The 26441-nt window shown below is 56.7% G+C and carries 30 protein-coding genes; all 30 read left to right on the forward strand.

The genetic code is table 11. The features are described from left to right. Window positions 1-11: 11 nt before the first annotated feature. The 30 genes from rplC to G7Y43_RS04975 all read left to right on the forward strand — a co-directional run bounded on the left by rplC (window position 12) and on the right by G7Y43_RS04975 (window position 26435). Window positions 12-632, forward strand: a complete 621-nt coding sequence (gene rplC, locus G7Y43_RS04830; RefSeq protein WP_165044657.1) for a 50S ribosomal protein L3 — start codon at window positions 12-14, stop codon at window positions 630-632. Between the two features lie 29 nt (window positions 633-661). Beyond that, the gene (gene rplD, locus G7Y43_RS04835; RefSeq protein ID WP_165044659.1) at window positions 662-1285 is read left to right on the forward strand and encodes a 50S ribosomal protein L4; all 624 of its coding nucleotides are present in this window, start codon (window positions 662-664) and stop codon (window positions 1283-1285) included. After that, entirely contained in the window at window positions 1285-1566 is a 282-nt protein-coding gene (rplW, locus tag G7Y43_RS04840) for a 50S ribosomal protein L23 (protein ID WP_165044661.1), read from the forward strand. The genes rplD and rplW overlap by 1 nt, the downstream gene beginning before the upstream one ends. Window positions 1567-1840: 274 nt before the next feature. Next, window positions 1841-3355, forward strand: coding sequence for a L,D-transpeptidase family protein (locus tag G7Y43_RS04845; RefSeq protein WP_165044663.1), 1515 nt, complete (start codon window positions 1841-1843; stop codon window positions 3353-3355). 82 nt (window positions 3356-3437) lie between these two features. Continuing rightward, window positions 3438-4139 carry an ABC transporter ATP-binding protein gene (locus G7Y43_RS04850; RefSeq protein ID WP_165044665.1) on the forward strand — a complete coding sequence of 234 codons (702 nt, stop codon included), beginning with the start codon at window positions 3438-3440 and terminating at the stop codon, window positions 4137-4139. A 6-nt stretch (window positions 4140-4145) separates the two neighbouring features. After that, window positions 4146-7628, forward strand: a complete 3483-nt coding sequence (locus tag G7Y43_RS04855; protein ID WP_165044667.1) for an FtsX-like permease family protein — start codon at window positions 4146-4148, stop codon at window positions 7626-7628. Window positions 7629-7712: 84 nt separating this feature from the next. Next, entirely contained in the window at window positions 7713-9092 is a 1380-nt protein-coding gene (locus tag G7Y43_RS04860) for a trigger factor (protein WP_165044669.1), read from the forward strand. Between the two features lie 418 nt (window positions 9093-9510). After that, complete coding sequence (rplB, locus tag G7Y43_RS04865; protein ID WP_165044671.1) at window positions 9511-10341, forward strand: 50S ribosomal protein L2; 831 nt, start codon at window positions 9511-9513, stop codon at window positions 10339-10341. A 22-nt stretch (window positions 10342-10363) separates the two neighbouring features. Further along, window positions 10364-10639, forward strand: a complete 276-nt coding sequence (rpsS, locus tag G7Y43_RS04870) for a 30S ribosomal protein S19 (protein ID WP_165044673.1) — start codon at window positions 10364-10366, stop codon at window positions 10637-10639. A gap of 14 nt (window positions 10640-10653) precedes the next feature. Next, entirely contained in the window at window positions 10654-10995 is a 342-nt protein-coding gene (gene rplV / locus G7Y43_RS04875; RefSeq protein WP_165044674.1) for a 50S ribosomal protein L22, read from the forward strand. Window positions 10996-10999: 4 nt separating this feature from the next. Beyond that, window positions 11000-11710, forward strand: coding sequence for a 30S ribosomal protein S3 (gene rpsC / locus G7Y43_RS04880; RefSeq protein ID WP_165044675.1), 711 nt, complete (start codon window positions 11000-11002; stop codon window positions 11708-11710). Further along, window positions 11710-12132 (forward strand): 50S ribosomal protein L16, encoded by a 423-nt coding sequence (rplP, locus tag G7Y43_RS04885; protein WP_165044676.1) that lies wholly within the window; start codon window positions 11710-11712, stop codon window positions 12130-12132. The genes rpsC and rplP overlap by 1 nt, the downstream gene beginning before the upstream one ends. Continuing rightward, window positions 12133-12327, forward strand: coding sequence for a 50S ribosomal protein L29 (gene rpmC / locus G7Y43_RS04890; RefSeq protein ID WP_165044677.1), 195 nt, complete (start codon window positions 12133-12135; stop codon window positions 12325-12327). Between the two features lie 20 nt (window positions 12328-12347). After that, complete coding sequence (rpsQ, locus tag G7Y43_RS04895) at window positions 12348-12608, forward strand: 30S ribosomal protein S17 (protein WP_165044678.1); 261 nt, start codon at window positions 12348-12350, stop codon at window positions 12606-12608. A gap of 49 nt (window positions 12609-12657) precedes the next feature. Then, on the forward strand, window positions 12658-13026 hold the full coding sequence (gene rplN, locus G7Y43_RS04900; RefSeq protein ID WP_165044679.1) for a 50S ribosomal protein L14: 369 nt from the start codon (window positions 12658-12660) through the stop codon (window positions 13024-13026). A gap of 21 nt (window positions 13027-13047) precedes the next feature. After that, a complete protein-coding gene (gene rplX / locus G7Y43_RS04905) occupies window positions 13048-13362 on the forward strand; it encodes a 50S ribosomal protein L24 (RefSeq protein WP_241158164.1) in 315 nt (104 codons plus the stop codon). A 128-nt stretch (window positions 13363-13490) separates the two neighbouring features. Next, the gene (rplE, locus tag G7Y43_RS04910; protein WP_165044682.1) at window positions 13491-14039 is read left to right on the forward strand and encodes a 50S ribosomal protein L5; all 549 of its coding nucleotides are present in this window, start codon (window positions 13491-13493) and stop codon (window positions 14037-14039) included. Window positions 14040-14149: 110 nt separating this feature from the next. Continuing rightward, a complete protein-coding gene (locus G7Y43_RS04915) occupies window positions 14150-14335 on the forward strand; it encodes a type Z 30S ribosomal protein S14 (RefSeq protein ID WP_101723122.1) in 186 nt (61 codons plus the stop codon). 106 nt (window positions 14336-14441) lie between these two features. Next, entirely contained in the window at window positions 14442-14840 is a 399-nt protein-coding gene (gene rpsH, locus G7Y43_RS04920; protein WP_165044803.1) for a 30S ribosomal protein S8, read from the forward strand. A gap of 16 nt (window positions 14841-14856) precedes the next feature. Further along, window positions 14857-15402 (forward strand): 50S ribosomal protein L6, encoded by a 546-nt coding sequence (gene rplF, locus G7Y43_RS04925; protein ID WP_165044684.1) that lies wholly within the window; start codon window positions 14857-14859, stop codon window positions 15400-15402. A gap of 33 nt (window positions 15403-15435) precedes the next feature. After that, entirely contained in the window at window positions 15436-15804 is a 369-nt protein-coding gene (gene rplR, locus G7Y43_RS04930; protein WP_165044686.1) for a 50S ribosomal protein L18, read from the forward strand. 15 nt (window positions 15805-15819) lie between these two features. Further along, window positions 15820-16350, forward strand: a complete 531-nt coding sequence (gene rpsE / locus G7Y43_RS04935) for a 30S ribosomal protein S5 (RefSeq protein WP_165044688.1) — start codon at window positions 15820-15822, stop codon at window positions 16348-16350. Further along, complete coding sequence (gene rpmD, locus G7Y43_RS04940; protein ID WP_165044690.1) at window positions 16350-16541, forward strand: 50S ribosomal protein L30; 192 nt, start codon at window positions 16350-16352, stop codon at window positions 16539-16541. Before rpsE ends, rpmD begins: the two co-directional genes overlap by 1 nt. A 135-nt stretch (window positions 16542-16676) precedes the next feature. After that, window positions 16677-17126 (forward strand): 50S ribosomal protein L15, encoded by a 450-nt coding sequence (gene rplO, locus G7Y43_RS04945; protein ID WP_165044692.1) that lies wholly within the window; start codon window positions 16677-16679, stop codon window positions 17124-17126. After that, window positions 17120-18400: a preprotein translocase subunit SecY gene (gene secY, locus G7Y43_RS04950; RefSeq protein WP_165044694.1), complete on the forward strand. Its 1281-nt coding sequence runs from the start codon at window positions 17120-17122 to the stop codon at window positions 18398-18400. Before rplO ends, secY begins: the two co-directional genes overlap by 7 nt. A gap of 19 nt (window positions 18401-18419) precedes the next feature. Continuing rightward, window positions 18420-19046, forward strand: a complete 627-nt coding sequence (locus tag G7Y43_RS04955) for an adenylate kinase (RefSeq protein WP_165044696.1) — start codon at window positions 18420-18422, stop codon at window positions 19044-19046. Between the two features lie 252 nt (window positions 19047-19298). After that, complete coding sequence (locus G7Y43_RS04960; protein WP_165044698.1) at window positions 19299-21476, forward strand: cytochrome C oxidase Cbb3; 2178 nt, start codon at window positions 19299-19301, stop codon at window positions 21474-21476. A 169-nt stretch (window positions 21477-21645) separates the two neighbouring features. Further along, window positions 21646-25188, forward strand: coding sequence for a pyruvate:ferredoxin (flavodoxin) oxidoreductase (gene nifJ, locus G7Y43_RS04965; protein WP_165044700.1), 3543 nt, complete (start codon window positions 21646-21648; stop codon window positions 25186-25188). 345 nt (window positions 25189-25533) lie between these two features. After that, window positions 25534-26109: a 2-oxoacid:acceptor oxidoreductase family protein gene (locus G7Y43_RS04970; RefSeq protein ID WP_165044702.1), complete on the forward strand. Its 576-nt coding sequence runs from the start codon at window positions 25534-25536 to the stop codon at window positions 26107-26109. After that, window positions 26106-26435: a 4Fe-4S binding protein gene (locus G7Y43_RS04975; protein WP_165044704.1), complete on the forward strand. Its 330-nt coding sequence runs from the start codon at window positions 26106-26108 to the stop codon at window positions 26433-26435. Before G7Y43_RS04970 ends, G7Y43_RS04975 begins: the two co-directional genes overlap by 4 nt. Window positions 26436-26441: the final 6 nt, after the last annotated feature.

Genomic DNA, 26441 nt, shown 5'->3' on the forward strand with positions numbered 1-26441 from the left:
TGTGCACGCATATGATTAACGCCATCTATGGTAAGAAAATCGGCATGACCCAGTTGTTCAGCGAGGACGACCGCGTCATTCCCGTTACGGTTATCCAGGCTGAGCCGAATACGGTTTGCCAGGTCAAGACGACCGAAACCGACGGTTATGAAGCCGTGCAGCTGGGCTTTGGAGCCATTAAGCCGAAGAAGGTCAACAAGCCCATGGCGGGTCACTTTGCCAAGCAGGGCGTCGAGCCGAAGCGCTATCTGCGTGAGGTTCGCACCGAGAATGCAGGCGAGTACAAGGTTGGCGACGAGCAGACGGTTGCTGCGTTTGCTGACTGCAAGAAGGTTGACGTTACTGGTACGTCGAAGGGCAAAGGCTTTGCCGGCGTCATGAAGCGTTGGGGCTTCGGTGGCGGCCCGGGCGGACACGGTGCCCACTTCCACCGCGCTCCCGGTTCCATCGGCCAGTGCGCGAGTCCGTCCCGTGTTTTCAAGGGCGTCAAGCTCCCGGGTCAGATGGGCTGCGACACCGTTACCGTTCGCAACCTCGAACTCGTGCGCATTGACGAGGACCAGAACCTCATTCTGGTCAAGGGTGCGGTTCCCGGTGCCAAGAACGGCATCGTGCGCGTCCGCATGGCTTAGAGAACTGACCTTATAAGGAGCTTATCAACATGACGACTATCGATATCAAAGACGTGAGCGGGAAGAAGGCCGGTCAGGCCGAGCTTGCCGACTCCGTGTTCGGCATTGAGCCGAATGTGCCCGTCATGCACCGGGTTGTCCGCGCACAGCGCGCATCCTGGCGTCAGGGCACGCATGACACGCGTACGCGCGGCGAAGTGCGTGGCGGCGGCAAGAAGCCGTGGCGTCAGAAGGGCACCGGCCGTGCCCGTCAGGGTAGCATTCGTTCGCCCCAGTGGGTTGGCGGCGGCACCGTGTTCGGTCCTCATCCGCGTTCCTACGAGATGAAGGTGAACCGCAAAGAGGTCAAGCTGGCCATGCGCAGCGCGCTTTCTGCCAAGCTGGCCGATGGTGAGTTGGTAGTGGTTGACGGCTTCAACTTCGAGAAGCCCCGCACCAAAGATGCCGTTGCCGCTTTGAACGCGCTCGGTCTCGAGCGTCGTATCACCATCGTGATTAGCGACGACGATGTGAATACGTTTTTGTCGTTCCGCAACATCCCGACGGTGAACGTTCTGCCTGTTGGTGTAGCTAACACCTACGAACTCATCGACAACAAGGCGCTCGTGTTTACGGCCGACGCCCTGAAGCGCATCGAGGAGGTGCTGAGCTAATGAAGGATCCCCGCGAGGTTATCATTCGCCCCATCATCACGGAGCATAGCTACGACATGATGGAGAAGAACGTGTACACGTTCGAGGTGGCGAAGAATTCCAACAAGGTTGAGATTCGTCAGGCCATCGAGGCTATTTTCGACGTGACCGTCGTTAACGTGAACACCCTCAACGTGAAGTCCAAGCCGAAGCGCGTTCGCCAGCAGCCGGGTCGTACCCGTACCTGGAAGAAGGCTATGGTCACGCTGAAGGAAGGCGACACCATCGAGCTGTTCGCGTAAGCGATTCCAAACGGTTCGGCGCGCAAACTGCTAACAAGCAAGCTTTAAGCGCCGCATAAAGCCCTCCGGTGTCTTTGGGTGCCGGAGGGCTGATCTTTGCAGTTCTTGTCAAGTTCGCCTCGTAATAGCGACGGCGGCGGGTCTTTTCTCGGAAAACGCCTATTCATTGGTATGATAGCCACGTGTTCCGAATTGTGTGGGGGAAGCTATGCCATCGAAATCTGACAAAGCGAATCGCGGTCGTCACGTCGCCAAGGGAGGCACATCACCTGCCATGACTGCAACTGCGAAGGTTCCAGTCGTGCCGTCGCAGCCCACAACTGCAATGAGACCTGTGGGGGGTGTGCAGCAGCAGCCGCGTATGCCGCAGCCGAAGAAGAAGCGCTCTGCGGCGAAGGTGGTTGCTATCACGTTGGCCGTTGTGATTGCGCTTGTTGCTGTTGCCTATTCTGGTGCAGCACTCTACTTCAGCAGTCATTTCATGCCCGATACTACGCTCGGACGTTTTGATATGTCTCTCATGTCGTCGAAGCAAGCCGAGAACTTCATTGCCGAGCAAGTTGCCGACTATGAGCTTACGGTTACCGGCGAAAACTTTTCTGCCACCTACACGTCAAGCGACATCGGGTTGGCGCTCAACGAGTCGGAAGTGGTTTCTACTGCGCTTCGTATGACGAACCCGTGGGCATGGCCGCTTGAATTACGACGCGCGCACGATGTGTCTGAAGCGTTGGTGATGACGCATGACAAAACGCAGCTTAACGACAAAGTGACGGTGGCGGTTGAGGAGTACAACGCCGAAGCCGAGCCGCCGGTAAATGCAGCACTTGCTTACGACGAAGCACTTGATCGTTTCGTTATCTCAAGCGAACAAGTGGGTACCGCGCTCGATCCTGAAGCGGTGCTGTCAGCTATCGACCAGGCTATTCTGACGTTTGATAGTACGCTCGAGCTGACCGATAACGAGCTGTTGCAGCCTACGGTGTTCTCCGATGACGAGGCGCTGGCTGCTGCCGAAGGCGCGGCAAATGCCATGGTTGCCACGAGCTTTGATGTGACAGCAGGTGGGGAACTGGTGTTTGAAAGCAACCCCGACACGGTGGCGACATGGATCAAGCTCGATGAAAACCTGCAGGTCAGTTTTGACGACGAAGCACTTGCCGCTTGGGCGGGCGAAATCTCATCTGGCTTCAATACTATTGGCAGCACGCGTACCTACATACGACCTGATGGCAAGCAATGCACTGTTACAGGCGGTATCTACGGGTGGGATGTCGATGCGGGCAGCTTGGTTGAGCAGGTAAAAGCCGTCATTACCAGTGGCCAAGGTGGCACGATCGATCTACCGTGCAAGCAGACTGCCGATAAGTTTGCACCGCAGGGCGAGCAAGATTGGGGCGACCGCTACGTCGACGTTGATTTGGCCGAACAGCACGTACGCTTCTTCGACGGCGGCAATCTCATTTGGGAATCCGACTGCGTGTCGGGAGCACCCGATGGCAAGAATGACACGCCCACTGGCGTGTATGTTCTCAATGCTAAGGAAAGCCCTTCGGTTTTGATTGGCTACGAGAACGGCAAGAAAACCTACGAGTCAAAGGTGCAGTACTGGATGCCGTGGGTGGGCAACCTGGTTGGCTTCCATGATGCCGACTGGCAAGCAGCCTTTGGTGGCACGCGTTACGCAGACGGCTTCGGCAGTCATGGTTGTATCAACTTGCCGGTTGACAAAGCGGCCAACTTGTACGGACTTATTCAACCGGGAGACACGGTCGTCTGTCATTGGTAGGGTGAAACCGCAACGCTTTTGCCAGTAATCTCGAACCTATGCTATGCTCATTTTTCAAGCAAACGGTAAGAGGGGTGGGTCTATGGCGTTCGTTGAATTCCGCGATGTGCGGAAGATCTACCATATGGGCGAGGTGGACGTGGCCGCTGTTGATGGCATGTCCTTCGACATCGAGCAAGGTGAGCTCGTGGTTGTGGTTGGGCCTTCCGGCTCAGGCAAAACAACGCTTCTCAACATGCTTGGGGGAATGGATTCATGTACGTCGGGTTCTATCGTGCTCGATGGAAGAGAGATCGGTTCATTCTCGGAGAAGCAGCTTACTGAATACCGCCGCTACGACATCGGCTTCGTGTTCCAGTTTTACAACCTTGTGCAGAACCTGACGGCGCGGGAAAACGTAGAACTTGCCAGTCAAATCTGTGAGCATCCACTTTCTGCTGACGATGTGCTTGCACAGGTGGGGCTGGCGCATCGTTTAGATAACTTCCCTGCGCAGCTTTCGGGTGGCGAGCAGCAGCGCGTTGCCATTGCCCGCGCGCTCGCGAAGAACCCGAAGCTTTTGCTTTGCGACGAACCAACGGGTGCGCTTGACTACAAAACCGGCAAGGCTATCTTAAAGCTGCTGCAAGACACTTCTCGCAACACGGGTCGCACCGTCGTGCTTATCACACATAACTCGGCATTTACTGCTATTGCCGACCGAGTTATCCGCATTCGTGAGGGGCGGGTTGCCGAAGTTTTGCTCAACGACCGTCCCGCATCTGCTGACGAGTTGGAATGGTAGGTGTGCATGGCGAGCTCGTTTGACAAGGAGATCGTACGCTCGATTACCGGCACGCTTGGGCGTTTCGTAGCCATCGCGGCCATTGTGGCACTGGGCTGCGGCTTCTACGCGGGCTTGCGCATGACCGCACCCGATATGGATGCATCGGCCGATCGCTACTACGATGGCACGGCGCTCATGGACGTGCGTGTGGTATCAACTTTAGGGCTCACCGACGACGATGTTGAGGCGCTGCGCCAGGTAGAGGGCGTAGATGCTGTCATGCCTGCACGGGAAACTGACGTTATGGCCACAATCGACGGCGAGCAGTATGCCGTGCGAGTGCATTCGCTGCCAGATGCTGCCGAAAGCAGCGTACAGGAAAACAACGCCACAATTGCGTCTGATGATGCGAATTATCTGAATCGTTTAACGCTCGTGGAGGGAAGCTGGCCTACGTCAGCGGATGAGTGCATTATCTCGTATGACCGCGTGATGAATGTGCCCACGAAGGTGGGCGACGTCGTTACTGTGACCGAAGGGGTAACAGACCTCGATGACACGCTGGTCACGCGCACGTATACCATTGTCGGCTATGTGCGTTCGCCATATTACGTGTGTTCTACGGCTATGGGAACCACGTCGCTCGGGTCGGGAACGGTGCAACAGTTCATGTACGTGCCGAACGACAGCTTTGTAGACAGCATGCCCTATACCGAAGCGTTCTGTACGGTTGAGGGTGCTGCCGACTTGAAGGATGGCAGCGCGGCATACGACGAACTCATTGGCGAGGTTATCGGCCGCATTGAGACAATCGCGCCCGAGCGAGAACAAGCGCGACTCGACGGCTTGCGTGCTGAAGCCCAAGCCGAACTCGACAACGCGCGGGCTGACTTTGAGGCCGAGCGCGCTGACGCTACCTCGCAGCTTGACGACGCCGCCAACGAGCTTGCTCGTGCGCGTGAGCAGTTGGATGCAGCGCAGCAGCAGCTCGCTGTATCGGCTTTGCAAATCGAACAAACCGAGCGGCAGCTTGCGCAGGGCCGCCTGCTTTACGAGCAGGGTGTGTCGCAGCTTGCTTCCCAAGAGGTGGCAGCAAAGCGCCAGCTTGCCGAAGCGGAAGATCAGCTTGGCCAGGCGCAGACAAGCTATGATGCTGCTATGGCGCAGCGCGCCAGCCTGCAGGGCGCCCTCGATCAGGTAAACGCAGCCATCGCTGCCATCGACAAGCAAATGGCCGACATGCATATGTCAAGTGTCGACGAAGCGCTCGACAAGGCGCTTGAGGCACTTGCCACGACACAGGGAATGCTTGAAGAAGCGCAGGCGGCGCTTGCTGTGGCCGATCCGAATGACCCTGGATACGCTGCTTTGAAAGCGCGAGTTGAAACGCTCCAGATTGAGGTTGACAAGCTTACCCTCGCTGTTGCCGACTTGCAGGCGCTGCAAGTACAGCGCGCCGCGCTCGTGGAGCAGGCGGCGCAACTTGAGCAGGGCATTGCCGTCATTGATGAACGCACTGCCGGTGTACCAGAGCAGCTCGCCGCTGCTCGCGCAAAGCTGTACGCCCAGCGCAATCAGGTAAACGTGCAGCTTGCTGCCGCTCAAGCGCAGCTGGCGGCTAGTAAGGCGCAGCTCGACAGTGGTACCTCTCAGCTCGAAGATGGCAAGCAACGCTACGAACAGGGTCGCTCCGACTACGAAAGCGGTCGCTCCGACTACGAAAGCGGGCGAGCCGACTACGAGAATGCCCTCGCCGAAGCCGAGTCGAAATTCGCCGATGCCGAAGCCGAGCTTGCTAGCGCACAGCTTACCATTGATGACCTCGAGGCTCCCACCTGGCTTGTCATGGACCGCTCGAAGAACTACGGCGCGGTCAGTTTTGCCTCCGATGCCGAGCGCGTCGACCATATTGCGCGGGTGTTTCCCTTCATCTTCTTCTTAGTTGCGGCATTGGTGTCGCTCACTACTATGACGCGCATGGTGGAAGAAGAGCGCGTGCTTATTGGCACGTACAAGGCGCTCGGTTACTCGCGGGCGCGCATCACTTCGAAATACGTCATCTACGCCGCCATTGCCGCCATTGTTGGTGCCGTTGTGGGTATCGTAGTACTCTCGCTCGTGCTGCCGGCGGTGATTATGGAAGCTTACGCCATCATCTACTCGGTACCGAAGGCGCCGCCTTGCGTCGATCTGCCCATTGCGCTGCTGTCGGCGGGGCTTGGTGTCGGCGTAACGCTGGGGGCTACCTGGGCTGCGGTTACCGCTACGCTGCGCGAGCAGCCGGCCCATCTCATGCTGCCGCGCGCGCCGAAGGCCGGCAAACGTATTTTGCTCGAGCGTGTAACACCGTTGTGGCGTCGGGTGTCGTTTAGTTGGAAAGTAACATTTCGTAACCTCTTCCGGTATAAGAAGCGCCTGTTCATGACGGTAATCGGCATTGCGGGCTGCACGGCGCTGCTGCTCACGGGGCTCGGGCTACAGAACTCGATTAACGATATCATTGATAAGCAGTATGGTGAACTGGTTAGCTACAATGCGGTGGTCGTTTTCGATGAGCAGCCGGATAATGCAGTGCGCAGCGAAACGGAAGATCTCGCGCAAAAGAGCGCTTGGGCGCAGGAGTTGTCCTACATTGCCCAAGGTCCGAATCGCTCTGACATAATGGTGTCGTTGGCGGTACCGCAAGACCCCGAAGCATTCCAGGAATTGTGGACCATGCGTGAGCGTGTGGGGCACGAACCGGTGAACCTTGGCCGCGATGGAGTTGTTGTCACTGAAAAGCTTGCAAACGAACTCGGGCTGAAGCCTGGCGACGAGCTGCGGCTCGCAGAGCAAGACCAGATGGGCAACGCCACATCGCAGGTGTATGAGGCTACCATTACTGGCATCATGGAAAACTATGTGGACAACTGGGTGTTTATGGGTCCCGAAGTCTACGAGCGCACGTTCGGTGTAGCTCCCGAATATACGTCGTGTTTCGCGCACATCGATGACAGCGACGAAGCGCACGAGACCTTTGGCAGTCAGGCGTCGGCGCTTCCCGGCGTGCGTACGGTGTCGTTCAACGACGAGGTCATCGACTCGTACAAAACCATGCTGCGCAGCGTAAACATGGTTGTGGTGGTGCTGGTGGTTGCCGCTGCAGCGCTTGCGTTTATCGTGCTGTACAACCTTACGAACATCAACATTACCGAACGTGTGCGCGAGATCGCCACGCTGAAAGTGCTTGGTTTTATGTCAGGCGAAGTGAACGCCTACATCTTCCGCGAAATTACCATTCTGTCTATTGTAGGTGCGGCCGTCGGATTGGTGCTCGGCGTGTTCCTTGAAGGGTTTGTCATCGTAACCGCCGAGGTCGATCAGGTCATGTTTGGCCGCGACATCCATGCGACAAGTTTTGTTCTCGCCTTTGCGCTCACCATGGTCTTTACGGCCATTGTCATGACGTTCATGCGTCGCAAGCTGGCGAAGGTAAGCATGGTGGAGAGCTTGAAATCCAACGAGTAGAAGGTTTCGGCGGGTGGTGCGTTGCCGATCCTTCGCAGTGCGTTACAATGGCATCTTCGTTGGAACATGCAAGGAGAACTGCCCATGAAGGTTACGGAACAAAAGCTTACCGACGGCCGCATCCGGCTCGATGCCGTCGCTTCGCCCGCCGAGGTCAATCATGCATTTACGGTTGCACAGTACTTGTCATTGCAAGATCTGGGCATTCGAGTGTCGCAAGGTAAGACGGCCCAACAGGTTGCCGCGGATGAACTTCACATCAAAGATCTCGACGCTTTGGCTGCGCCGAAGGCCGCCCAGTACTTGGTGCCGTTTGCTATCGACAAGCGCAACCTTACGCCAGCGTTCATGCCTGCAGAGGTTCCTACGGGAACCATCAAGCGCGGCGAGCCGTTTGAGTTTTCGGTCACCATTACGCCGAAACCCACCTACGAGCTTGATGATTATAGTCCGGTGTCTGTTACGGTGCCCCCGTCCGATATTCCCGAAAGCGAGATCGACAAGCAGCTAGTAAACCTCGCTGAAAGCTATGCGACGTTCGTGTCTGCTGACCCACACCCCATCGAAGAAACCAATTGCGCACTTATAGCCATGGATGCCGAACAAGATGGCAAGCCGCTTCCTGCTTTACACACCGAAGGGCGCACCTACGCCATGGGAATGAACCTCATGCCTGAGGAATTCGAGCGCAACTTGCTCGGCATGCAGCCGGGTGAGACAAAAACGTTTACGGTTGCTATGCCGGGTGAGGGAGGAAAGCCGGGCGACGCAATCGAGTTCACTGTTACGGTAAAAGAGGTGCAGGACCGCAAGATTCCCGTCATCGATGATGCGTGGGTGAAAGAGAACTTTCCCATGCTGCCAGGCGTTGAAGGTGTACGCGAAAGCCTGCGCGCAACCATGAAGCAGCAGGTTGAGCAGCAGATCGATCAGATGAAGATGCAGGCCGCTGCCTCCGAAATCGCGCGGCGTTTCAAGGGCGGCATACCCGATGTGATTCACGACGCCACGCAGCGCGCGCTTGTTGACGATCTGCGTCTGCGAACGAAGGCCCAGGGTATGACCTTTGAGCAGTATATGGAACAGATGGGTGGGCAGCAAAACTTTTCGCTCATGCTGGCGCTGCAGGCGCGCGAAACTCTCGCACAGGGCTACGCGCTCGATGCGGTGTTCCGTCACGAGCGCCTGAAGGTCACCGACGCCGACGTTGCTGCAACGTGCCGCGCTATGAATCCGCAGAACCCGCAAATCGTGTGTCGCGACATGGAAGATAACGGCCGCGGCTTTGCGCTGCGCGAGGCGTGTGAGCGCTACGTTGCCAACAGATGGCTCGCCGACCACGCCACCGTCACTGTCATGCAGTCAGACGCTGCGCCGGTTGCGGCAGCAGCTGCAGCTCAGGGCGAAGGTGGCAAAGGTGAGTCTGCCGTCGAATCCGAAAAGGTAACGGCTTCTGAAGAATAACCACTCAGAAGTTTCTAAGGATACGCAGGATTGGCGGAATGAATCAGCGTTTCCTTAAAGCTCATTGCCGGGTAACCGACGTTGGTCAGTGTATTTCCAAGACCCCGGAGGAGTGCTCTTCGCTCTTCCGGGGTCTGGTTGTGTGCAGGTTATGGGCACAAAATACATTCTTGAAGTGCGCCTTCAAGCTGCGTATAATGTTCGTTTGTGTCTGGTGTGTCATGGATACACCCGGATGCGTGGACCTTCGGCGTCAGGGCGTTTGGCCTCAAACAGGCGCACGTGGCTATCGAAGCGTCCGCAAAGGCAAGGTGGGTCCTCGGGGTGCGGTTGAGGCGCGCGAGCGGGGGTCCAAGTGTAAAGGGTTTTTAGGGTTCGCTCCGTCAACGAACTCACAAGAACCCAGGAAAGGTTAGAAATGGGAGTAAAGCAGTACAAGCCGACAAGTCCCGGCCGTCGCTTCCAGTCGGTTTCGGATTTCGCCGAAATCACGTGTTCGACGCCGGAAAAGTCTCTGCTTGCGCCCCTGCCTAAGAAGGCGGGCCGCAACAACAATGGCCGCATCACCACCCGTCATCAGGGTGGCGGCAACAAGCGCCGGTATCGCATCATCGACTTCAAGCGCACGAAAGACGGCGTTCCCGCAAAGGTTGCCACGGTCGAGTACGATCCGAATCGCTCCGCTCGCATCGCTCTTCTGCATTACGCTGATGGCGAGAAGCGCTACATCCTTCACCCGAAGGGCCTGAAGGTGGGCGACGTGGTGGTCAGCGGTGTGGGTGCCGACATCAAGCCCGGCAACGCCATGCCCCTCTCTGAGATTCCCGTTGGTACGCTCATCCATGCTGTTGAGCTGCAGCCTGGCAGGGGTGCGGCACTTGCTCGCTCTGCTGGCACCAGCATTCAGCTCATGGGCAAGGAAGGAAAGTACGCCATTCTGCGCATGCCTTCTTCCGAGATGCGTCGCGTGTTGGTTACCTGCCGCGCAACGATCGGTGAGGTTGGCAACGCCGAGCACTCCAACATCCGCATTGGCAAGGCTGGCCGCAACCGCTGGAAGGGCATCCGCCCGACCGTTCGCGGTACGGTTATGAACCCGGTCGACCATCCGCACGGTGGTGGCGAGGGCAAGAACAAGTCCGCAGGTCGTCACCCGGTTACTCCGTGGGGCGTTCCCACGAAGGGTCACCGCACTCGCAATCCCAAGAAGGCTTCGAGCCGCTTGATCATCCGCCGTCGCAAGAAGTAGCGCAAAGCGTTAAGGAGTAATAGTGAGTAGAAGTTTGAAAAAAGGTCCTTTCGTTGAGCCGCGTCTTCTTGGTCGCATCGAGGCGATGAACGCTGCAGGCGAAAAGAACGTCATCAAAACCTGGTCACGTTCGAGCACCATCTTCCCGGAAATGGTGGGTCACACCATCGCCGTTCACGATGGCCGCAAGCACGTGCCGGTGTACGTTACCGAATCCATGGTCGGCCACAAGCTGGGCGAGTTCGCCCCGACCCGCACGTTCAAGGGTCACTCTGCCGACAAGGGCAAGAAGCGATAAGAAGGGGGTAAACGATGGAAGCTAAAGCTATTGCACGTTTCGTGCGCGTTTCTCCCCGCAAGGCGCGCATTGTCGTCGACCTGATTCGCGGCAAGTCCGTTCCGGCAGCGCAGGATATACTCGCGTTCACGGACCGCGCCATTGCGGAAACCGTATTGAAGACGCTGAACTCTGCGGTTGCCAACGCTGAGAACCTGCATCACGTCCGTCCGGACTCGCTCATCGTGAAGACTGCCTTCGTTGACGAGGGTCCCACGATGAAGCGCATCCGCCCGCGTGCGAAGGGTTCCGCATCCCGTATCCGTAAGCGCACAAGCCACATTACTATTGTCGTTGGAACTCGAGAGGAGGCATAAGCGCATGGGTCAGAAGGTAAGCCCCACCGGGTTCCGTCTCGGCATCACTGAGGATTGGCGCAGCCGCTGGTACGCCGACAAGGATTACGCCAAGAACCTTGAGAACGATCTCGCCATCAGGAAGTTTTTGAACAAGCAACTCGAGCGCGCAGCCGTCTCGAAGGTTGAAATCGAGCGTGCCGGCGACAAGGTGAAAATTGTCATCACCACTGCTCGCCCGGGTGTGGTTATCGGCAAGAAGGGCGCCGAAATCGACGCGCTTCGCAAGAAGCTCGAAACCATTGCCGATGGCACGGTTTCGGTCGAGGTCGTTGAGATCAAGCGTCCCGAGCTCGACGCCGTACTCGTTGCGCAGTCTATCGCCGAGCAGCTTGAGGGACGCGTGGCCTTCCGCCGCGCGATGCGCAAGGCCGTGCAGTCTGCTCGCAAGAGTGGCGCGAAGGGTATCCGTATTCAGTGCTCCGGCCGTTTGGGTGGCGCTGAGATGAGCCGTCGCGAGTGGTACGGCGAGGGTCGTGTTCCGCGTCATACCCTGCGTGCCAAGATCGATTACGGCTTCGCCACGGCTCGCACCACGATGGGCGCTATTGGCGTTCAGGTGTGGGTGTACCATGGCGATGTTCTGCCGGGCCAGAAAGCTCCGCAGCCCGCGCTCGAAGGCGGTTCCCGCCCGAGTCGCCGTCGCAACGATCGTAACGAGAGGGGGCGCAAGTAATGCTCGTACCTAAGCGTGTAAAGCACCGCAAGGTGCAGCGTGGCTCCATGAAGGGCAAGGCCAAGGGCGGCACCCGTCTGAACCATGGCTCTTATGGCATCCAGGCTCTGGAGGCCGCATGGATCACCAACCGGCAAATCGAGGCAGCTCGTATCGCCATGACCCGTCACATGAAGCGTGGCGGCAAGGTGTGGATCACCATCTTCCCCGATAAGCCCATCACTAAGAAGCCGGCTGAAACCCGCATGGGTTCCGGCAAGGGCAACCCGGAGGCATGGGTGGCTGTGGTTAAGCCGGGCCGCATCATGTTCGAGATTGATGGCGTCGAAGACGAAGTCGCTCGTGAGGCTCTCCGTCTGGCTATCAACAAGCTGCCCATCAAGTGCAAGATTGTGACCCGTGAAACGGAGGGGCAGGAGTAAATGAAACCAGCAGAGATTCGTGAGCTGTCTGCCGACGATTTGCAGGCCAAGCTCAAGGAGGCGCGTGCAGAGCTGTTCAACCTGCGCTTCCAGATGGCAACGAGCCAGCTTGACAATACCGCCCGCGTAAAGCAGGTTAAGAAGGACATCGCGCGTATCCAGACCGAGATGCGTGCTCGTGAGCTGAGCGCTTAAGGCTTGGAAGGTTGGATACAATGAGCGAAGAACGCAATAACCGAAAGGTACGTCAGGGTGTCGTGGTCAGTGCTGTCAACGACAAGACCATCGTCGTGCAGGTGAAGGAACGTAAACCCCATCCCGTCTACAAGAAGATGATGACCTTCACGAAGAAGTTCCATGCCCATGATGAGAAGAACGAAGCCGGTGTAGGCGATACCGTTCGCATCATGGAGACTCGCCCGCTGTCCAAGATGAAGCGCTGGCGTCTCATGGAGATTGTCGAGAAGGCAAAGTAATCGGGCTTCATGCCGTTACGATTACCGATTCGAAAGTTAGGTTGAAGCAATGATTCAGATGCAATCCATGCTCGCAGTTGCCGACAACTCCGGCGCGCGCAAGGTGCAGTGCATCAAGGTTCTGGGCGGCTCGAAGCGCCGTTACGCAGGCCTCGGCGATGTCATCATCTGCAGCGTTAAGGAAGCGATGCCGAACGGCAACGTGAAGAAGGGCGATGTCGTGCGCTGCGTCATCGTTCGCGTGAAGAAGGAAGTTCGCCGCACCGACGGCAGCTACATCAAGTTCGATCAGAACGCCGCAGTTCTCATCGACAACAATGGCGCTCCGCGCGGCACCCGCATCTTTGGGCCCGTTGCCCGTGAGCTGCGTGAGAAGAAGTACATGAAGATCGTGTCTCTGGCACCGGAAACGCTGTAGAGGGGGTGCGCAATGAATAGCATGCATGTCAAGAAGGGCGACACGGTACGGATCATCGCTGGCAAGGACAAGGGCAAGGAAGGCGAGGTCATCCGTGCCATTCCACAGCGCGAGCGCGTTGTCGTCGAGAAGGCAAACATGGTCAAGAAGGCCATGCATCCCACTCAGCAGAACCCGCAGGGGGGCATCATTTCCATCGAGGCTCCGTTGCACGTGTCGAACGTGAAGCTTATCTGCCCCGAATGCAAGGAGGCCACTCGCGTCTCCAAGCGCATCAACGAGAACGGCAAGAAAGTTCGCGTTTGCAAGAAATGCGGGAAAGACATCGACAAATAGTCGGAATCAAGATACAATATCGAGCCTGCGCGCCTTATCGGTGCGCAGGCTGATGTTATGACCCCGGTATATTCGGGGACGCAGGGTCGGAAATCCTGCGTTTAATTCATCGAAAGGTAGGAAATAACATGGCTATGCCTCGTCTCAAGGAGAAGTACAGAAACGAGCTGGTTGCCAAGCTGAAAGACGAGCTTGGCATCGCAAATGTGAACGACGTTCCGCGTCTTGAGAAGATCGTCGTGAACATGGGCGTCGGTGCTGCTGCGTCCGACCACAAGCTGCTCGATGCCGCTATGAACGATATGCGCATCATCACTGGCCAGCAGCCCATGATCACCCGTGCTCGCAAGTCTATTGCTGGCTTCCATGTACGCGAGGGTATGGCAATTGGTTGCAAGGTTACGCTGCGTGGCGATCGCATGTGGGAGTTCCTCGATCGCCTGCTGGCAACCGCTTTGCCCCGCGTTCGCGACTTCCGTGGCATTTCTCCGACCAGCTTCGACGGTCGCGGCAACTACACGCTCGGCATTACCGAGCAGCTGATCTTCCCTGAGATCGACTACGACAAGGTTGATCGTACCCGCGGTATGGACATCACGTTTGTTACCACCGCGAAGAACAACGACGACGCATTCGCGTTGCTGTCTGCGCTCGGCTTCCCGTTCAAGGCGAAGTAACCACCACCGTCTTTTCGGGGTGTGGGGGAAAGTGATCTTTCCCTTTAGTAAAGCTGCATTCGAGCCCGCTTCATAGGGAAGCGGGCTGGATATGAGAAAGAAGGAAATGCATGGCTAAGAAATCGATGGTCGCCAAGGCCAAGCGTGAGCCGAAGTTCTCCACGCGTCAGCATAATCGCTGCACGCGTTGCGGACGTCCTCGCGCGTACTACCGCAAGTTCGGTCTGTGCCGCATCTGCTTGCGCGAGTTGGCTAACAAAGGCGAACTGCCCGGCGTGACCAAGGCTTCGTGGTAAGCGAAAACAAGGCAACGTACGGGTGGGCCGCGGTTAAGGCGGAGGCGCTATGGGTGCCGACGAACCGATTCGCGTAGCCCATCACGAACCAAAGGAGAAAACAACAATGACCATGACCGACCCCATTGCAGATATGCTTACGCGCGTGCGTAACGCAAACTCTGCCGGCAAGCAGACGGTAGCAATGCCGTCCAGCAAGAAGCTTGTCGAAATCGCCCGCATCATGCAGGAAGAGGGCTACATTCAAGGCTATGACGTCATCCCTGGCGAGCCGCGTGCTACGCTTGAGATCACGTTGAAGTACGGTGCCAAGAAAGCCAAGACCATTCGCGGTATCAAGCGCATCTCTAAGCCGGGTCTGCGTATTTACGCTGGCAAGGACGAGCTGCCACGCGTACTCGGCGGCCTGGGCACCGCAATTGTATCCACGTCCAAAGGCGTGATGGCTGACCGTGATGCTCGCAAGCTGGGCATCGGCGGTGAGGTCATCGCCTATATCTGGTAGGAAGGGGAGGATAGATATGTCTCGTATTGGCAAACAGCCTATCGCCATTCCTGCCGGCGTTGACGTGACCATCGAGGGTACGACTGTTTCGGTTAAGGGCCCGAAAGGCGAGCTTTCCCGCACGCTACCCGGAATCATGATCATCGAGCGTGAAGGTGACGAGATCATCGTTAAGCGCCCGGATGACACCCGTGAAGCTCGCAGTTTTCACGGTCTGACCCGTACGCTGATCGCCAACATGATCGAGGGCGTCACCAACGGTTATACCAAGAAGCTTCAGATGGTTGGCGTTGGCTACCGTGCCGCTCTGAAAGGTGCCGACCTTGAGATGCAGCTCGGTTTTTCCCATCCTGTTCACGTCGAGTGCCCCGAAGGCATCACCTTCACGGTGCCCAGCCCCACGGAGATCATCGTGAGCGGCCCCTCGAAAGAGCAGGTCGGCCAAGTTGCAGCAAACATCCGCAAGTGGCGCAAGCCGGAGCCTTACAAGGGCAAGGGTATTCGTTACGAGGGCGAGCATGTCCGTCGCAAGGTGGGCAAGTCCGGCAAGGGCGACAAGTAGTAGCCACGTGCGTTTGATAGTGAAGGGATAATCATGAACAAGCTTCAGAAAAAGCAAGCTGCGCTGGCCCGTCGCCATCGTCGTGTTCGCGGCAGGATTTCTGGCACCGTGGCGCGTCCGCGTCTGTGTGTGACCCGCAGCAATTCCAATATGTACGTCCAGCTGATTGATGACAAAGCTGGTAATACGATCTACGGCGTGTCTACGCTCGGCCCCGAGTTCAAGGCAACGGGCAAGAACGGTGCGACCGTTGAAGGCGCTGCCGCTCTGGGCAGCATCGTTGGCAAGAACGCTTTGGACAAAGGCATTACTGAGGTCGTGTTCGACCGTGGTGGCCACCTGTATCACGGTCGTGTCAAGGCTCTGGCCGAGGCAGCCCGCGAAGCAGGCTTGAAATTCTAGAAGGGGTTTAGGTCTATGGCTCGTAACAAGCAAGACAATAACGCCGCAGTTCCCGAGCTCGAGGAACGCGTCGTCTACATCAATCGCGTCTCCAAGACCGTCAAGGGTGGTCGTCGCATGGCGTTGACTGCGCTGGTGGTTGTCGGCGATCGCAATGGTCGCGTGGGTGTTGGCATGGGTAAATCCGCCGAAGTGCCTATCGCCATCCGTAAGGGCACTGAAGATGCCAAGAAGAACATGTTCACCGTTCCGCTCACCGAAGCCAAGACGCTTCCCCATGACATCCTGGGCGAGTTCGGTGCGGGCCGCGTGCTCATCAAGCCGGCTACTCCTGGTACCGGTGTTATCGCTGGTAGCGCCGCGCGTGCCGTCATGGAGCTGGCGGGCGTGGAGAACGTGTTCGCCAAGTCGCTGGGCACCGACAACGTGCTGAACGTCGTGAAGGCCGCTGCTGAGGGCTTGAAGAACATGCAGAGTCCGCAGCAGGTTGCCGAGCGCCGTGGCATCTCCGTCGCCCAGATCTATGGCTGGAAGGAGACGAAGTAATGGCAGAGGAAAAGAGGACCCTGCGTGTCACGCAGGTGAAGAGCGCCATCGGTCGCCCCGCTGACCAGGGCCAGACGCTGCGTGCGCTTGGTTTGGGTAAGATCGGCCGCACGGTTGATCAGGTTGACAACGAGAGCGTTCGCGGTATGATCTTCAAGGTTAAGCACCTCGTGGAGGTCGAAGAGCTGTAAGCTCTTCAGAGTATGTAGTGCACATTCGGCGCGCCTTCAGCGAAGGTGCGCCGAATGTGTAGTTTTGGAAGTTTGCTGGCGGCGAGCTGCCAGCACGGATCTTTAAGATTCGAAGCGAACAGAGGAGATGTATTCATGGAAATCAAGGATCTGAAACCTGCTGAGGGCTCTCGTAAGAACCGCAAGCGCGTTGGCCGTGGCCCCGCTTCTGGTTATGGCAAAACGTCCGGCCGTGGTATGAATGGCCAGAAGTCCCGTGCTGGCGGCGGCAAGGGTGCTGGTTTTGAGGGTGGTCAGACTCCGCTTGCGCGTCGTCTGCCGAAGCTCCCTGGTTTTAATAACATCAATCGCGTTGAGTATCTACCGGTTAACGTGAAGCGTCTCGAGGAAAAGTTCGAGGCCGGCGATGTGGTTGATGGTGCCAGCCTGAAGGCGAAGGGTATTATCAAGCATGAGGATGCATTGGTGAAGGTTCTGGGCGACGGTGAAATCACCAAGGCCCTCACCGTAAAAGTCGACAAGGTGTCCGCTTCCGCCAAGGCAAAGATCGAGGCGGCTGGAGGAAAGGTCGAAGAGCCTTGCTAAGCTCTATTATCGATGCGTTCAAGGTGCCTGAGCTGAGGAAGAAAATCCTCTTTACGCTCAGCATCCTTGCGCTGTACCGTTTGGGGTCCTATATTCCAGTACCGGGCGTGCCCTTTAAGGCGTTTGCTGCGGCATTCCAGGATTCCGGCGTGTCAATGACCATGCTCGACTTATTCTCGGGTGGTGCGCTGTCGAACTTCTCGGTGTTTTCACTGGGAATCATGCCCTACATCACCGCGTCGATCATCATGCAGCTCATGCAAGGGGTCATTCCTGCCGTGGGTCGCTGGGCACGCGAAGGCGAGACGGGCCGCAGGAAGATCACCCAGATCACGCGTTATTTGACGCTGGTTCTTGGTCTGATCAATGCGATTGGCTACTTGCTGCTGTTTAAGTCGTCTGCGTACGGCGTCGTGTTCACCGATCAGATTCCCGAAATCGTAACCGATATCATTGTGGTGTTTACGTTGGTTGCGGGTACGGCTTTCATCATGTGGATGGGCGAGCTTATCACGCAGCGCGGCATCGGTAACGGCATGTCGCTCATCATTTTCGTGAGTATTGTGAGCCGTGTGCCTTCCGCGATCTTCCAGTCGATAAACCTCACGGCTGACAAAGGTATGGGCATTGCGATCACGCTGCTCATCATTGCGGTGGTATTGGTGTGCGTACCGCTGATCATCTTTGTTGAGCGTGCTCAGCGCCGCATTCCGGTGAACTACGCGAAGCGCGTGCAGGGACGCAAGATGATGGGCGGTCAGTCAACGTACATTCCGCTGAAGGTGAATGCTGCAGGCGTTATCCCCATCATTTTCGCGAGCTGCCTGATTTACTTCCCGGCTCAGTTGGCGGCGTTGTTTAACGTGAGTTGGCTGACGTCATTCGCAAACGCTGTGTCGACTGGTTGGGTGAACTGGATCCTGACCGTGCTGCTCATCGTGTTCTTCGCGTACTTCTACACCTCAATGGTGTTCAATCCGGAAGAAACGGCCGACAACATTCGCAAGCAGGGCGGCTTTATTCCGGGCATCCGTCCGGGTTCGGCGACGGTCACCTACATCAAGAACGTGTTGCGTTATGTAACGCTGCCGGGTGGCTTGTTCATTGCGGCTATTGCCGTGCTTCCGACCATTATCTTCTACTTTACCGGCAATCAGCTGATTCAGTCGTTTGGCGGCACGTCGATTCTCATCATGATCGGCGTTGCGCTCGACACCATGAACAAGGTGGAAAGCCAGCTGAAGATGCATAACTACGACGGCTTCTTCAAGTAGGGGAGAAAGGAAACCGCTCATGAACATCGTTTTGCTGGGAGCACCGGGCGCTGGCAAGGGAACGCAAGCTGCGAAGTTGGTAGAGGACTGCGGATTGTGCCACATTTCCACGGGCGACATTCTGCGTGCTGCCGTGAAGAACCAGACTGAGCTGGGCATAAAAGCGAAAGGCTACATGGACGCTGGCGAATTGGTGCCCGACGACCTGATTATCGATCTCATGAAGGAGCGCATCCAGCAGCCTGATGCGGCTAAGGGAGCGATCCTCGACGGTTTTCCGCGCACCACGACCCAGGCGGTTGCACTCGACACGATGCTTGCTGAGCTTGAACGTCCACTGGGTGCGGCATTGCTCATTGATGTCGATGCCGAGGTAATCGTCGGCCGTCTTACGTCTCGCCGTATGTGCAAAGCGTGCGGGTTCATTGGCTCGAAAGCCGATGCGGTATGCCCGAAGTGCGGTGGTGAAATGTACCAACGCGATGACGATAACGAAACAACCGTTCGTAATCGCTTGGATGTGTACGAGAAGTCTACATCTCCGCTTGTTGACTACTATCGGGGGTGTGATCTGCTCGTGTCCATTGATGGCGATCGCGATCCCAATGAGGTGTACGCCGACGTAAAGAAGGCGTTGAATCTGTAATCTGTAGATTGCACGTGTCGTACGAATGCGTACGTTGCATGACGCGCGACAAGCTATTACTTCACGCTACAGGTTGTGCTGCCACAAAATCATACGCCAACAAAGAAACCGGGTGCTTAGGCAGCCCGGTTTCTTTGTTGTGAAAACACTGATTATTTCCGTCAATTCTACGAACGCAGGGCTGACGGAGTTAATCAGTGTTTCCCTCAATATCGGCAGCGGGGATGCTAGGTTCGCTATAATGCACCAACAATGCCAACCGTAAGACAGAACATATCGTATTATGCTGAAGAGTACGCCGACCGCTATGGGGCTGGCACGTCACGTGTGCTGAAGCATCTCGCTATCGTAGTGCTTGCGGCTCTTTTGCTTGAGGTGTTCGTCTTTAATATGAACTACTTCATTTCCGCACAGTACAACACGATATCCTTACATGATCGCATTTCACTCGATACAGCAAGTGACGGAACCTTCAAGCTGACCGAAGCAGACAACGTTATGGAGTTCTCTGGTCTGAATACCGAGGTTCACAACGTTAAAGTCGATTTCTATGCGCCGCAGTCCGCTAAAGTGGTGAACTTAAAAATCCAGTTCACTGATGAAGCACACAAGACGTACTTCGATTCAACGGAGTATACGGTAGGCATTCCTATTGCGCAGGTTTCCACGAAATCGGACGAAAGTGAATACATTAACATCCAGGCAAGCGGGTTGGTTGATTCCTTACGCATCGAAGTGGTTGGCGAGGATGTGAGCTATCCTATCAAGGTGGAGGATGTGTCCATCAACGCACATTGTCCGTTCCGTTTCAACGTGCTGCGATTCTTCGCGGCCGCAGGTATATTGCTTTTAGCGGGGTTGTTCAGGCCTCGAGGCGCAATCTACCGTATCGGTATCGTTGAACATGCGCGGCTCTCGAAGGCGGTCATATCCGCAGTGGCGGCAGTGGAGATCGTGCTCGGCGCGGCGTTTTTGCTGTTTGGCTCGAACTTGGTTGGTGTGGCAACCTCGTCGTATAACTACGGGTCGTGGGATGGCGTAAGTATTGTTAACACGTTTGAGGTGGGGGGAGATAACGCGCAGCAGTACGCTGAGCTAGCGAAATCATTCGCTCATGGGAAGCTCTATCTCGAAGAAGAACCGCCACAGTGGCTGCAAGACATGGACGAGCCGTACGATCGCGGTGCACGTGCTGAATTGGAAAAGCAAACCGGCGAGCAGTACCTATTCGACGTTGCGTATTACGAGGGCAAGTACTACGTGTATTTCGGCGTGGTGCCGGTTTTACTGTTCTACTTGCCGTTCTACCTTCTGACAGGTGCGAACTTCCCTACGGCTATCGGCGTGTTGATAGCGTTCATCGCGTTCGTGTTGGGGTGCACAGCGCTGCTCGATCGGTTTGCGCGGTACCATTTCAAGCACGTGAGCTTAGGGTTGTATTTACTGCTTCAAATCCCGCTCGTTGCCTGTTGTGGGTTTTTATACCTGCTGAAGTTCCCTACGTTTTATTCGCTGCCCATCGCGGTGGGCTTGGCGTTTTCTGTGTGGGGTCTGTATTGCTGGATGCGCGGGCGTGCTCATGAGTGCCCAGGTGGGTGGTACTTTGCGGGCAGCTTGTGTATGGCGCTTGTCGCAGGATGTCGTCCGCAATTGCTTGTATTGTCGTTTTTGGCGTTTCCGCTGTTCTGGCGACGCTACATTACCAAAGGGCGGTTGTTCACGCGTCGCGGCTTCTTCGAGTTCATGTGTCTCATAGCGCCTTATTTTATCGTTGGCGTTGGCATCATGTGGTACAACTGGGCACGCTTCGGCTCGGTAACTGACTTCGGGGCGAATTACAACCTCACAGTAAACGACATGACGAAGCGCGGATGGAACATGGGTAGGTTCCTGCCGGCGGCGTTCGCGTATTTCCTGCAACCTCCCTGCGCAACGGGGGTGTTTCCCTTCTTGCAGCCAGTGGTGTTTGAAACCACGTACATGGGACAGACCATCAAGGAAGTAACATTTGGTGGTATCTTTGCGTGCTTGCCTATTCTGTGGGTATTGCTGTTCTCGCGCAGCATCCTGCGTATGCGCTTCGCACAGCGCGCCACACGCACCGTCGCTGGCGTCATCATAGCGCTTATTGTGGGCGGTGTGGTGGTGGCGCTCGCTGATGCCCAGATGGCAGGCATTCTGCAGCGCTATTACGCCGATTTCAGCTTCATGTTCCTTGCTGCTGCAGTGCTACTCGTCTTTGTTGCGAACGAGGGCATGAAACCGGGCTCGCAGTTGCATAATCAGCTGATGAAGGGCTTGTTGTTACTGGTGGCGTTGTCGGTTACCTACGTGATACTCATGTGCTTCGTTGCAGAAACGGGATGGTATTCAAGTGTGTATGCGTGGGCGTACCAAGATATTTTGGAAGCCATCATGTTCTGGACGTAGTGGCAAGCTATGGCAAGCTCGATCGAGTGCCAAGCCCGTTTCTCGAGCGTTTTCGGTCCCAAGACACAGCCCATTTACCGAGTCGAGCGATCGTTTTTCACGGTGTGCCCGCGCACGTTTCGCCTGCGCGTTACCATAGGTCGGCAACCCCTTTTGCAAAGGAGAGACAATGACGAGGGAATTTAAGTCGATGGATGGAAACAACGCAGCAGCGTATGTTTCCTACGCCTTTACGGAAGTGGCGGGAATCTATCCCATCACGCCTTCGAGCCCTATGGCTGACTACGTTGACCAGTGGTCGGCGCAGGGAAAAAAGAACATCTTCGGCACCACCGTGAAGGTGTGCGAGATGCAATCTGAGGGCGGCGCTGCGGGTGCTGTGCACGGATCACTTGCCGCTGGCGCGCTGACCACCACGTATACGGCATCTCAGGGTCTGCTGCTCATGATTCCGAACATGTACAAGATCGCGGCCGAGCAGCTGCCGAGCGTCTTCCATGTGAGCGCCCGCACCGTTGCCACGCACGCGCTGAACATCTTCGGCGATCATTCCGATGTCATGGCGTGTCGTCAGACCGGTTTTGCGATGCTCGCCGAAAGCAACGTACAGGAGGTCATGGACCTCGCTGCCGTCGCGCACCTGTCGGCCATCAAGGGCCGGGTGCCGTTCATCAACTTCTTCGATGGTTTCCGCACTTCTCATGAGATTCAGAAGATCTCCGTGTGGGATTACGACGATCTTGCAGATATGTGCGATATGGACGCCGTCGCCGCATTCCGCAAGCATTCGCTGAACCCCGAACGTCCTGCCATGCGTGGTAGCCATGAGAACGACGACATCTTCTTCCAGCATCGTGAGGCGTGCAACAGCGCCTACGATCAGCTGCCCGCCGTGGTGGAAGCGTGCATGGCTCAGGTGAACGCAAAGATCGGTACGAACTATCAGCTGTTCAACTACTATGGTGCTGAAGATGCCGACCGCGTGATCGTTGCTATGGGCTCGTTCTGCGATGTTGCCGAAGAGGTAATCGACTACCTGAACGCTCATGGCGAAAAGGTGGGCTTGGTGAAGGTTCGCCTGTACCGCCCGTTTGTCACCGAGAAGTTCGTGGCTGCGCTGCCGTCTACGGTGAAGAAAATTGCCGTCATGGACCGCACCAAAGAGCCTGGCTCCATTGGCGAGCCGCTGTACATGGACGTTGTGAGCGCACTTGCCGAGCATGGTGTGACTGGCATTACCGTGTGCGGTGGCCGTTATGGTCTTGGTTCCAAAGATACCCCGCCGTCGAGCGTATTTGCTATCTACACAGAGCTTGCGAAGGATGCGCCGCGCCGCGAGTTCACCGTGGGTATCGTCGACGATGTGACCAATTTATCGCTGCCTGAAGATCGCAACTGCCCGAACACGGCTGCGGAAGGCACCATCGAGTGCATGTTCTGGGGCCTTGGCGGTGACGGTACGGTTGGTGCAAACAAGAACTCCATCAAGATCATCGGCGACCACACCGATAAATACGTGCAGGCTTATTTCCAGTACGACTCGAAGAAGACCGGCGGCGTGACCATCAGTCACCTGCGCTTCGGTGGATCTCCCATCCGCAGCCCGTATTACGTGAATAAAGCCGACTTTGTTGCCTGTCACAACCCGTCGTATCTGATGCGTGGCATTAAAATCGTGAAGGACGTGAAGCCTGGCGGCATCTTCCTTGTTAATTGCCAGTGGACGCCTGAAGAGCTCGACACGCATCTTGATGCCGAAACGAAGCGCTACATCGCTCAAAACAACGTGCAGCTCTACATCATCGACGCTATTGACCTGGCTATCGAGATCGGCATGGGTAAGCGCACTAACACGATTCTGCAGTCGGCATTCTTCGCGTTGACGGGTGTTATGCCGCAGAAAGATGCCATCCAGTACATGAAAGACGCTGCCACGAAGTCTTACCTGAAGAAGGGCCAGGACATCGTGGACATGAATCACAAGGCTATCGACGCTGGCGCCACTGCGTATCGCAAGGTGGAAGTTCCCGCCGAATGGGCCAACGCAACCGACGATCGCAAGCAGGCCGAACTTGAGGGACGTCCCGAGCTGACGCAGATGGTGTCGGGTATCATGCAGCCAGTTGGCTTGATGGCGGGCAATTCCCTGCCGGTTTCCGCGTTCGCTCATCACATTGATGGTCAATTCGAACAAGGTGCCGCTGCCTTCGAGAAGCGCGGCGTTGCCGTGAACGTTCCGCTGTGGGACGAGCAGAAGTGCATCCAGTGCAACAGCTGTTCGTTCGTATGTCCGCACGCCACCATCCGTCCCTATGTGCTTACCGCCGAAGAGGTGGCTGCGGCTCCGCAGGCTATGGTGGTTATTCCCGGCAAGGGAGGCAAAGCGAAGGGTTACGAGTATACGCTGGCTATTTCTCCGCTCGACTGCATGGGTTGCGGTGTGTGCATTGGCGCGTGCCCCATGGGCGCGCTATCCATGGTTCCGCAGGAAAGCGAGATGGATCAGCAAGAGGTGTTCGACTATTGCGTTGCCCACGTAAGCGAGAAGTCCGAAGTGTTCAGCCCCACCGTGAAGGGCAGTCAGTTTAAGCAGCCGTTGCTCGAGTTTTCCGGAGCGTGCGCTGGTTGCGCCGAAACGTCGTACGCGCGTCTGGTTACGCAGCTGTTCGGCGAGCGTATGTACATTGCCAACGCCACGGGCTGCTCGTCAATCTGGGGTGGTCCTGCTGCCACGTCGCCGTACACGGTGAACAAGGAAGGACACGGCCCTGCGTGGAGCAACTCGCTGTTTGAGGATAACGCCGAGCACGGTTTGGGTATGCTGCTTGGCCACGAAGCGGTGCGTAATCGCCTGATTGGCAAGCTGGAAAGCATGGCGGCCAACGAAAAAACCCCTGCTGACACCCGCTCACTCATTGAGGCGTATCTGTCAACGACAGCCGACGGCAATGCGAACGCCGCGGCGGCTCGTGCGCTTGTTCCGGCACTCGAAGATGCCGCTTCGAGCGGTTGCCCGGTGGCAGCCGAAGTGCTGGCCGACAAGGAATACCTGACCAAGAAGTCCATCTGGATCTTCGGTGGCGACGGTTGGGCATATGACATCGGCTACGGCGGCCTCGATCACGTACTAGCGTCGGGTGAGGACGTGAACGTGTTCGTGTTTGACACCGAGGTATACTCCAACACCGGTGGCCAGGCATCTAAGGCTTCCAATATCGGCCAGGTTGCGCAGTTTGCCGCAGCTGGCAAGGAAGTCAAGAAGAAGAGCCTTGCCGAAATCGCCATGGCGTACGGTTATGTGTACGTGGCACAGGTTGCCATGGGCGCAAACGAGCAGCAAACGGTGAAGGCTATCGCCGAAGCCGAGGCATATTCGGGTCCGTCGCTGATCATCGGCTACTCTCCCTGTGAGATGCACTCCATCAAGGGCGGCATGATGAACTGCCAGCAGGAGATGAAGAAGGCTGTGGAATGCGGTTACTGGAACCTGTTCCGCTTCAACCCCAATGGTGCGCCGGGCAAGAAGTTCGTTCTCGATTCGAAGGAGCCTGCGGGCGGTTACCGTGACTTCCTTATGAACGAGGCGCGCTATAGCCGCTTAACACGCGAGTTCCCCGACCGCGCACAAGAGCTGTTCGAGCGCAACGAGAAAGCTGCCATCGATCGTTACGATCACTTGGTGAAGCTGAAGGAGATGTACGCCGAAGCGTAAGCGCTCGTAGAGAGCAGCATCAGCGTGCTTGGTTTCGCTGTAACAAAAGCCTCCCTTGAGTATGAGTAAGGGAGGCTTCTTTTTTGTGTCGGCGCTCGACGCGGTACACATACACAAACCCCCTCTTCCTCAGTGCTTTCATACGGATTCATGAGTGTGTAAAGCCCATTTACCGAGCGGGGGCGTCCGTGTGTACCCGATGGCCGTACGCTCACTCACTTCACTGCTATCATCAATTCTTTCATGACGATGCGAACGCGCACCGCGATGCTTCGATGCATTGCTGTTTGGTGTGCCTGAGCAGGTGAAGACGAGAACATGCCGCAGAGGAAAGAGAGGAGAGCCATGTCCCAGTTGACTGAGATCCGCTGGCATGCGCGTGCGGGACAGGGCGCCGTTACGGCGGCGAAGCTTGTAGCCGACACTGCGCTCATGCAGGGCGCTTATATTCAGGCGATGCCCGAGTATGGACCGGAGCGCAACGGCGCCCCGCTGAAGGCATACACGCGAGTGTGCAGTGAACCTATCGAGGTTCACAATACCATTACGAATCCGGCCATCGTTATCGTGCTCGATGAGACGCTGCTCGACACCGTCGATGTGACTGAAGGTCTCCTACCGGGCGGTACCGTCATTCTTAATTCCGAAATGTCGCTTGCCTGTGCGCGCGAGCGCTTAGGTGTTGCCAACGACGTTACCGTCGCGGTGGTTGACGCATCGAAGATTGCTCTGGAAACCATCGGGCGCAACGTTCCCAACACACCCATTGTTGGCGCACTTTCCAAGGTGACGGGCTTGGTTCCCGTTGATGCGGTGAAGCAGCGTTTGACCATCATGTTTGGCAAAAAATTCTCACAGGAGATGATTGACGCTAACCTGGCAAGCGTCGATCGCGCGTACAAGGAGGTGGAGCTCGCATGAAGCTGATCACGCCCAACATCGAGGACTTCAACAGCTGGACGGTTGATCAGATGCCCACTGGCTTTGTCATGCCCGGCGGGTTGTCCGAGCACTACATCACGGGCGGGTGGCGCTCGATGCGTCCCGTGTGGAATGCCGAAGCATGCACGAACTGCATGCTCTGTTGGATATCGTGCCCCGACTCATCCATCATCGTCCAGGATGGAAAGATGGTCGGCATCGACTACGATCACTGCAAGGGATGCGGCGTATGCGTGCACGAATGCCGCTTCGGATGCTTGGAACTCATTCGTGAGGATCAAGCCGACGCTGCGAAGGAGGCGTAAAGCTAC

This window comes from Adlercreutzia sp. ZJ138 (genome assembly GCF_011038935.1).
In the GTDB taxonomy this organism is placed as follows: Bacteria; Actinomycetota; Coriobacteriia; order Coriobacteriales; family Eggerthellaceae; genus ZJ141.

What these genes read in the sequence shown, in the direction of transcription:
- rplC (WP_165044657.1), top strand. Translation starts at nt 12, where the DNA reads ATGATTAACGCCATCTATGGTAAGAAAATCGGCATGACCCAGTTGTTC.
- rplD (WP_165044659.1), top strand. Translation starts at nt 662, where the DNA reads ATGACGACTATCGATATCAAAGACGTGAGCGGGAAGAAGGCCGGTCAG.
- rplW (WP_165044661.1), top strand. Translation starts at nt 1,285, where the DNA reads ATGAAGGATCCCCGCGAGGTTATCATTCGCCCCATCATCACGGAGCAT.
- G7Y43_RS04845 (WP_165044663.1), top strand. Translation starts at nt 1,841, where the DNA reads ATGACTGCAACTGCGAAGGTTCCAGTCGTGCCGTCGCAGCCCACAACT.
- G7Y43_RS04850 (WP_165044665.1), top strand. Translation starts at nt 3,438, where the DNA reads ATGGCGTTCGTTGAATTCCGCGATGTGCGGAAGATCTACCATATGGGC.
- G7Y43_RS04855 (WP_165044667.1), top strand. Translation starts at nt 4,146, where the DNA reads ATGGCGAGCTCGTTTGACAAGGAGATCGTACGCTCGATTACCGGCACG.
- G7Y43_RS04860 (WP_165044669.1), top strand. Translation starts at nt 7,713, where the DNA reads ATGAAGGTTACGGAACAAAAGCTTACCGACGGCCGCATCCGGCTCGAT.
- rplB (WP_165044671.1), top strand. Translation starts at nt 9,511, where the DNA reads ATGGGAGTAAAGCAGTACAAGCCGACAAGTCCCGGCCGTCGCTTCCAG.
- rplV (WP_165044674.1), top strand. Translation starts at nt 10,654, where the DNA reads ATGGAAGCTAAAGCTATTGCACGTTTCGTGCGCGTTTCTCCCCGCAAG.
- rpsC (WP_165044675.1), top strand. Translation starts at nt 11,000, where the DNA reads ATGGGTCAGAAGGTAAGCCCCACCGGGTTCCGTCTCGGCATCACTGAG.
- rplP (WP_165044676.1), top strand. Translation starts at nt 11,710, where the DNA reads ATGCTCGTACCTAAGCGTGTAAAGCACCGCAAGGTGCAGCGTGGCTCC.
- rpmC (WP_165044677.1), top strand. Translation starts at nt 12,133, where the DNA reads ATGAAACCAGCAGAGATTCGTGAGCTGTCTGCCGACGATTTGCAGGCC.
- rpsQ (WP_165044678.1), top strand. Translation starts at nt 12,348, where the DNA reads ATGAGCGAAGAACGCAATAACCGAAAGGTACGTCAGGGTGTCGTGGTC.
- rplN (WP_165044679.1), top strand. Translation starts at nt 12,658, where the DNA reads ATGATTCAGATGCAATCCATGCTCGCAGTTGCCGACAACTCCGGCGCG.
- rplX (WP_241158164.1), top strand. Translation starts at nt 13,048, where the DNA reads ATGCATGTCAAGAAGGGCGACACGGTACGGATCATCGCTGGCAAGGAC.
- rplE (WP_165044682.1), top strand. Translation starts at nt 13,491, where the DNA reads ATGGCTATGCCTCGTCTCAAGGAGAAGTACAGAAACGAGCTGGTTGCC.
- G7Y43_RS04915 (WP_101723122.1), top strand. Translation starts at nt 14,150, where the DNA reads ATGGCTAAGAAATCGATGGTCGCCAAGGCCAAGCGTGAGCCGAAGTTC.
- rpsH (WP_165044803.1), top strand. Translation starts at nt 14,442, where the DNA reads ATGACCATGACCGACCCCATTGCAGATATGCTTACGCGCGTGCGTAAC.
- rplF (WP_165044684.1), top strand. Translation starts at nt 14,857, where the DNA reads ATGTCTCGTATTGGCAAACAGCCTATCGCCATTCCTGCCGGCGTTGAC.
- rplR (WP_165044686.1), top strand. Translation starts at nt 15,436, where the DNA reads ATGAACAAGCTTCAGAAAAAGCAAGCTGCGCTGGCCCGTCGCCATCGT.
- rpsE (WP_165044688.1), top strand. Translation starts at nt 15,820, where the DNA reads ATGGCTCGTAACAAGCAAGACAATAACGCCGCAGTTCCCGAGCTCGAG.
- rpmD (WP_165044690.1), top strand. Translation starts at nt 16,350, where the DNA reads ATGGCAGAGGAAAAGAGGACCCTGCGTGTCACGCAGGTGAAGAGCGCC.
- rplO (WP_165044692.1), top strand. Translation starts at nt 16,677, where the DNA reads ATGGAAATCAAGGATCTGAAACCTGCTGAGGGCTCTCGTAAGAACCGC.
- G7Y43_RS04955 (WP_165044696.1), top strand. Translation starts at nt 18,420, where the DNA reads ATGAACATCGTTTTGCTGGGAGCACCGGGCGCTGGCAAGGGAACGCAA.
- G7Y43_RS04960 (WP_165044698.1), top strand. Translation starts at nt 19,299, where the DNA reads ATGCCAACCGTAAGACAGAACATATCGTATTATGCTGAAGAGTACGCC.
- nifJ (WP_165044700.1), top strand. Translation starts at nt 21,646, where the DNA reads ATGACGAGGGAATTTAAGTCGATGGATGGAAACAACGCAGCAGCGTAT.
- G7Y43_RS04970 (WP_165044702.1), top strand. Translation starts at nt 25,534, where the DNA reads ATGTCCCAGTTGACTGAGATCCGCTGGCATGCGCGTGCGGGACAGGGC.
- G7Y43_RS04975 (WP_165044704.1), top strand. Translation starts at nt 26,106, where the DNA reads ATGAAGCTGATCACGCCCAACATCGAGGACTTCAACAGCTGGACGGTT.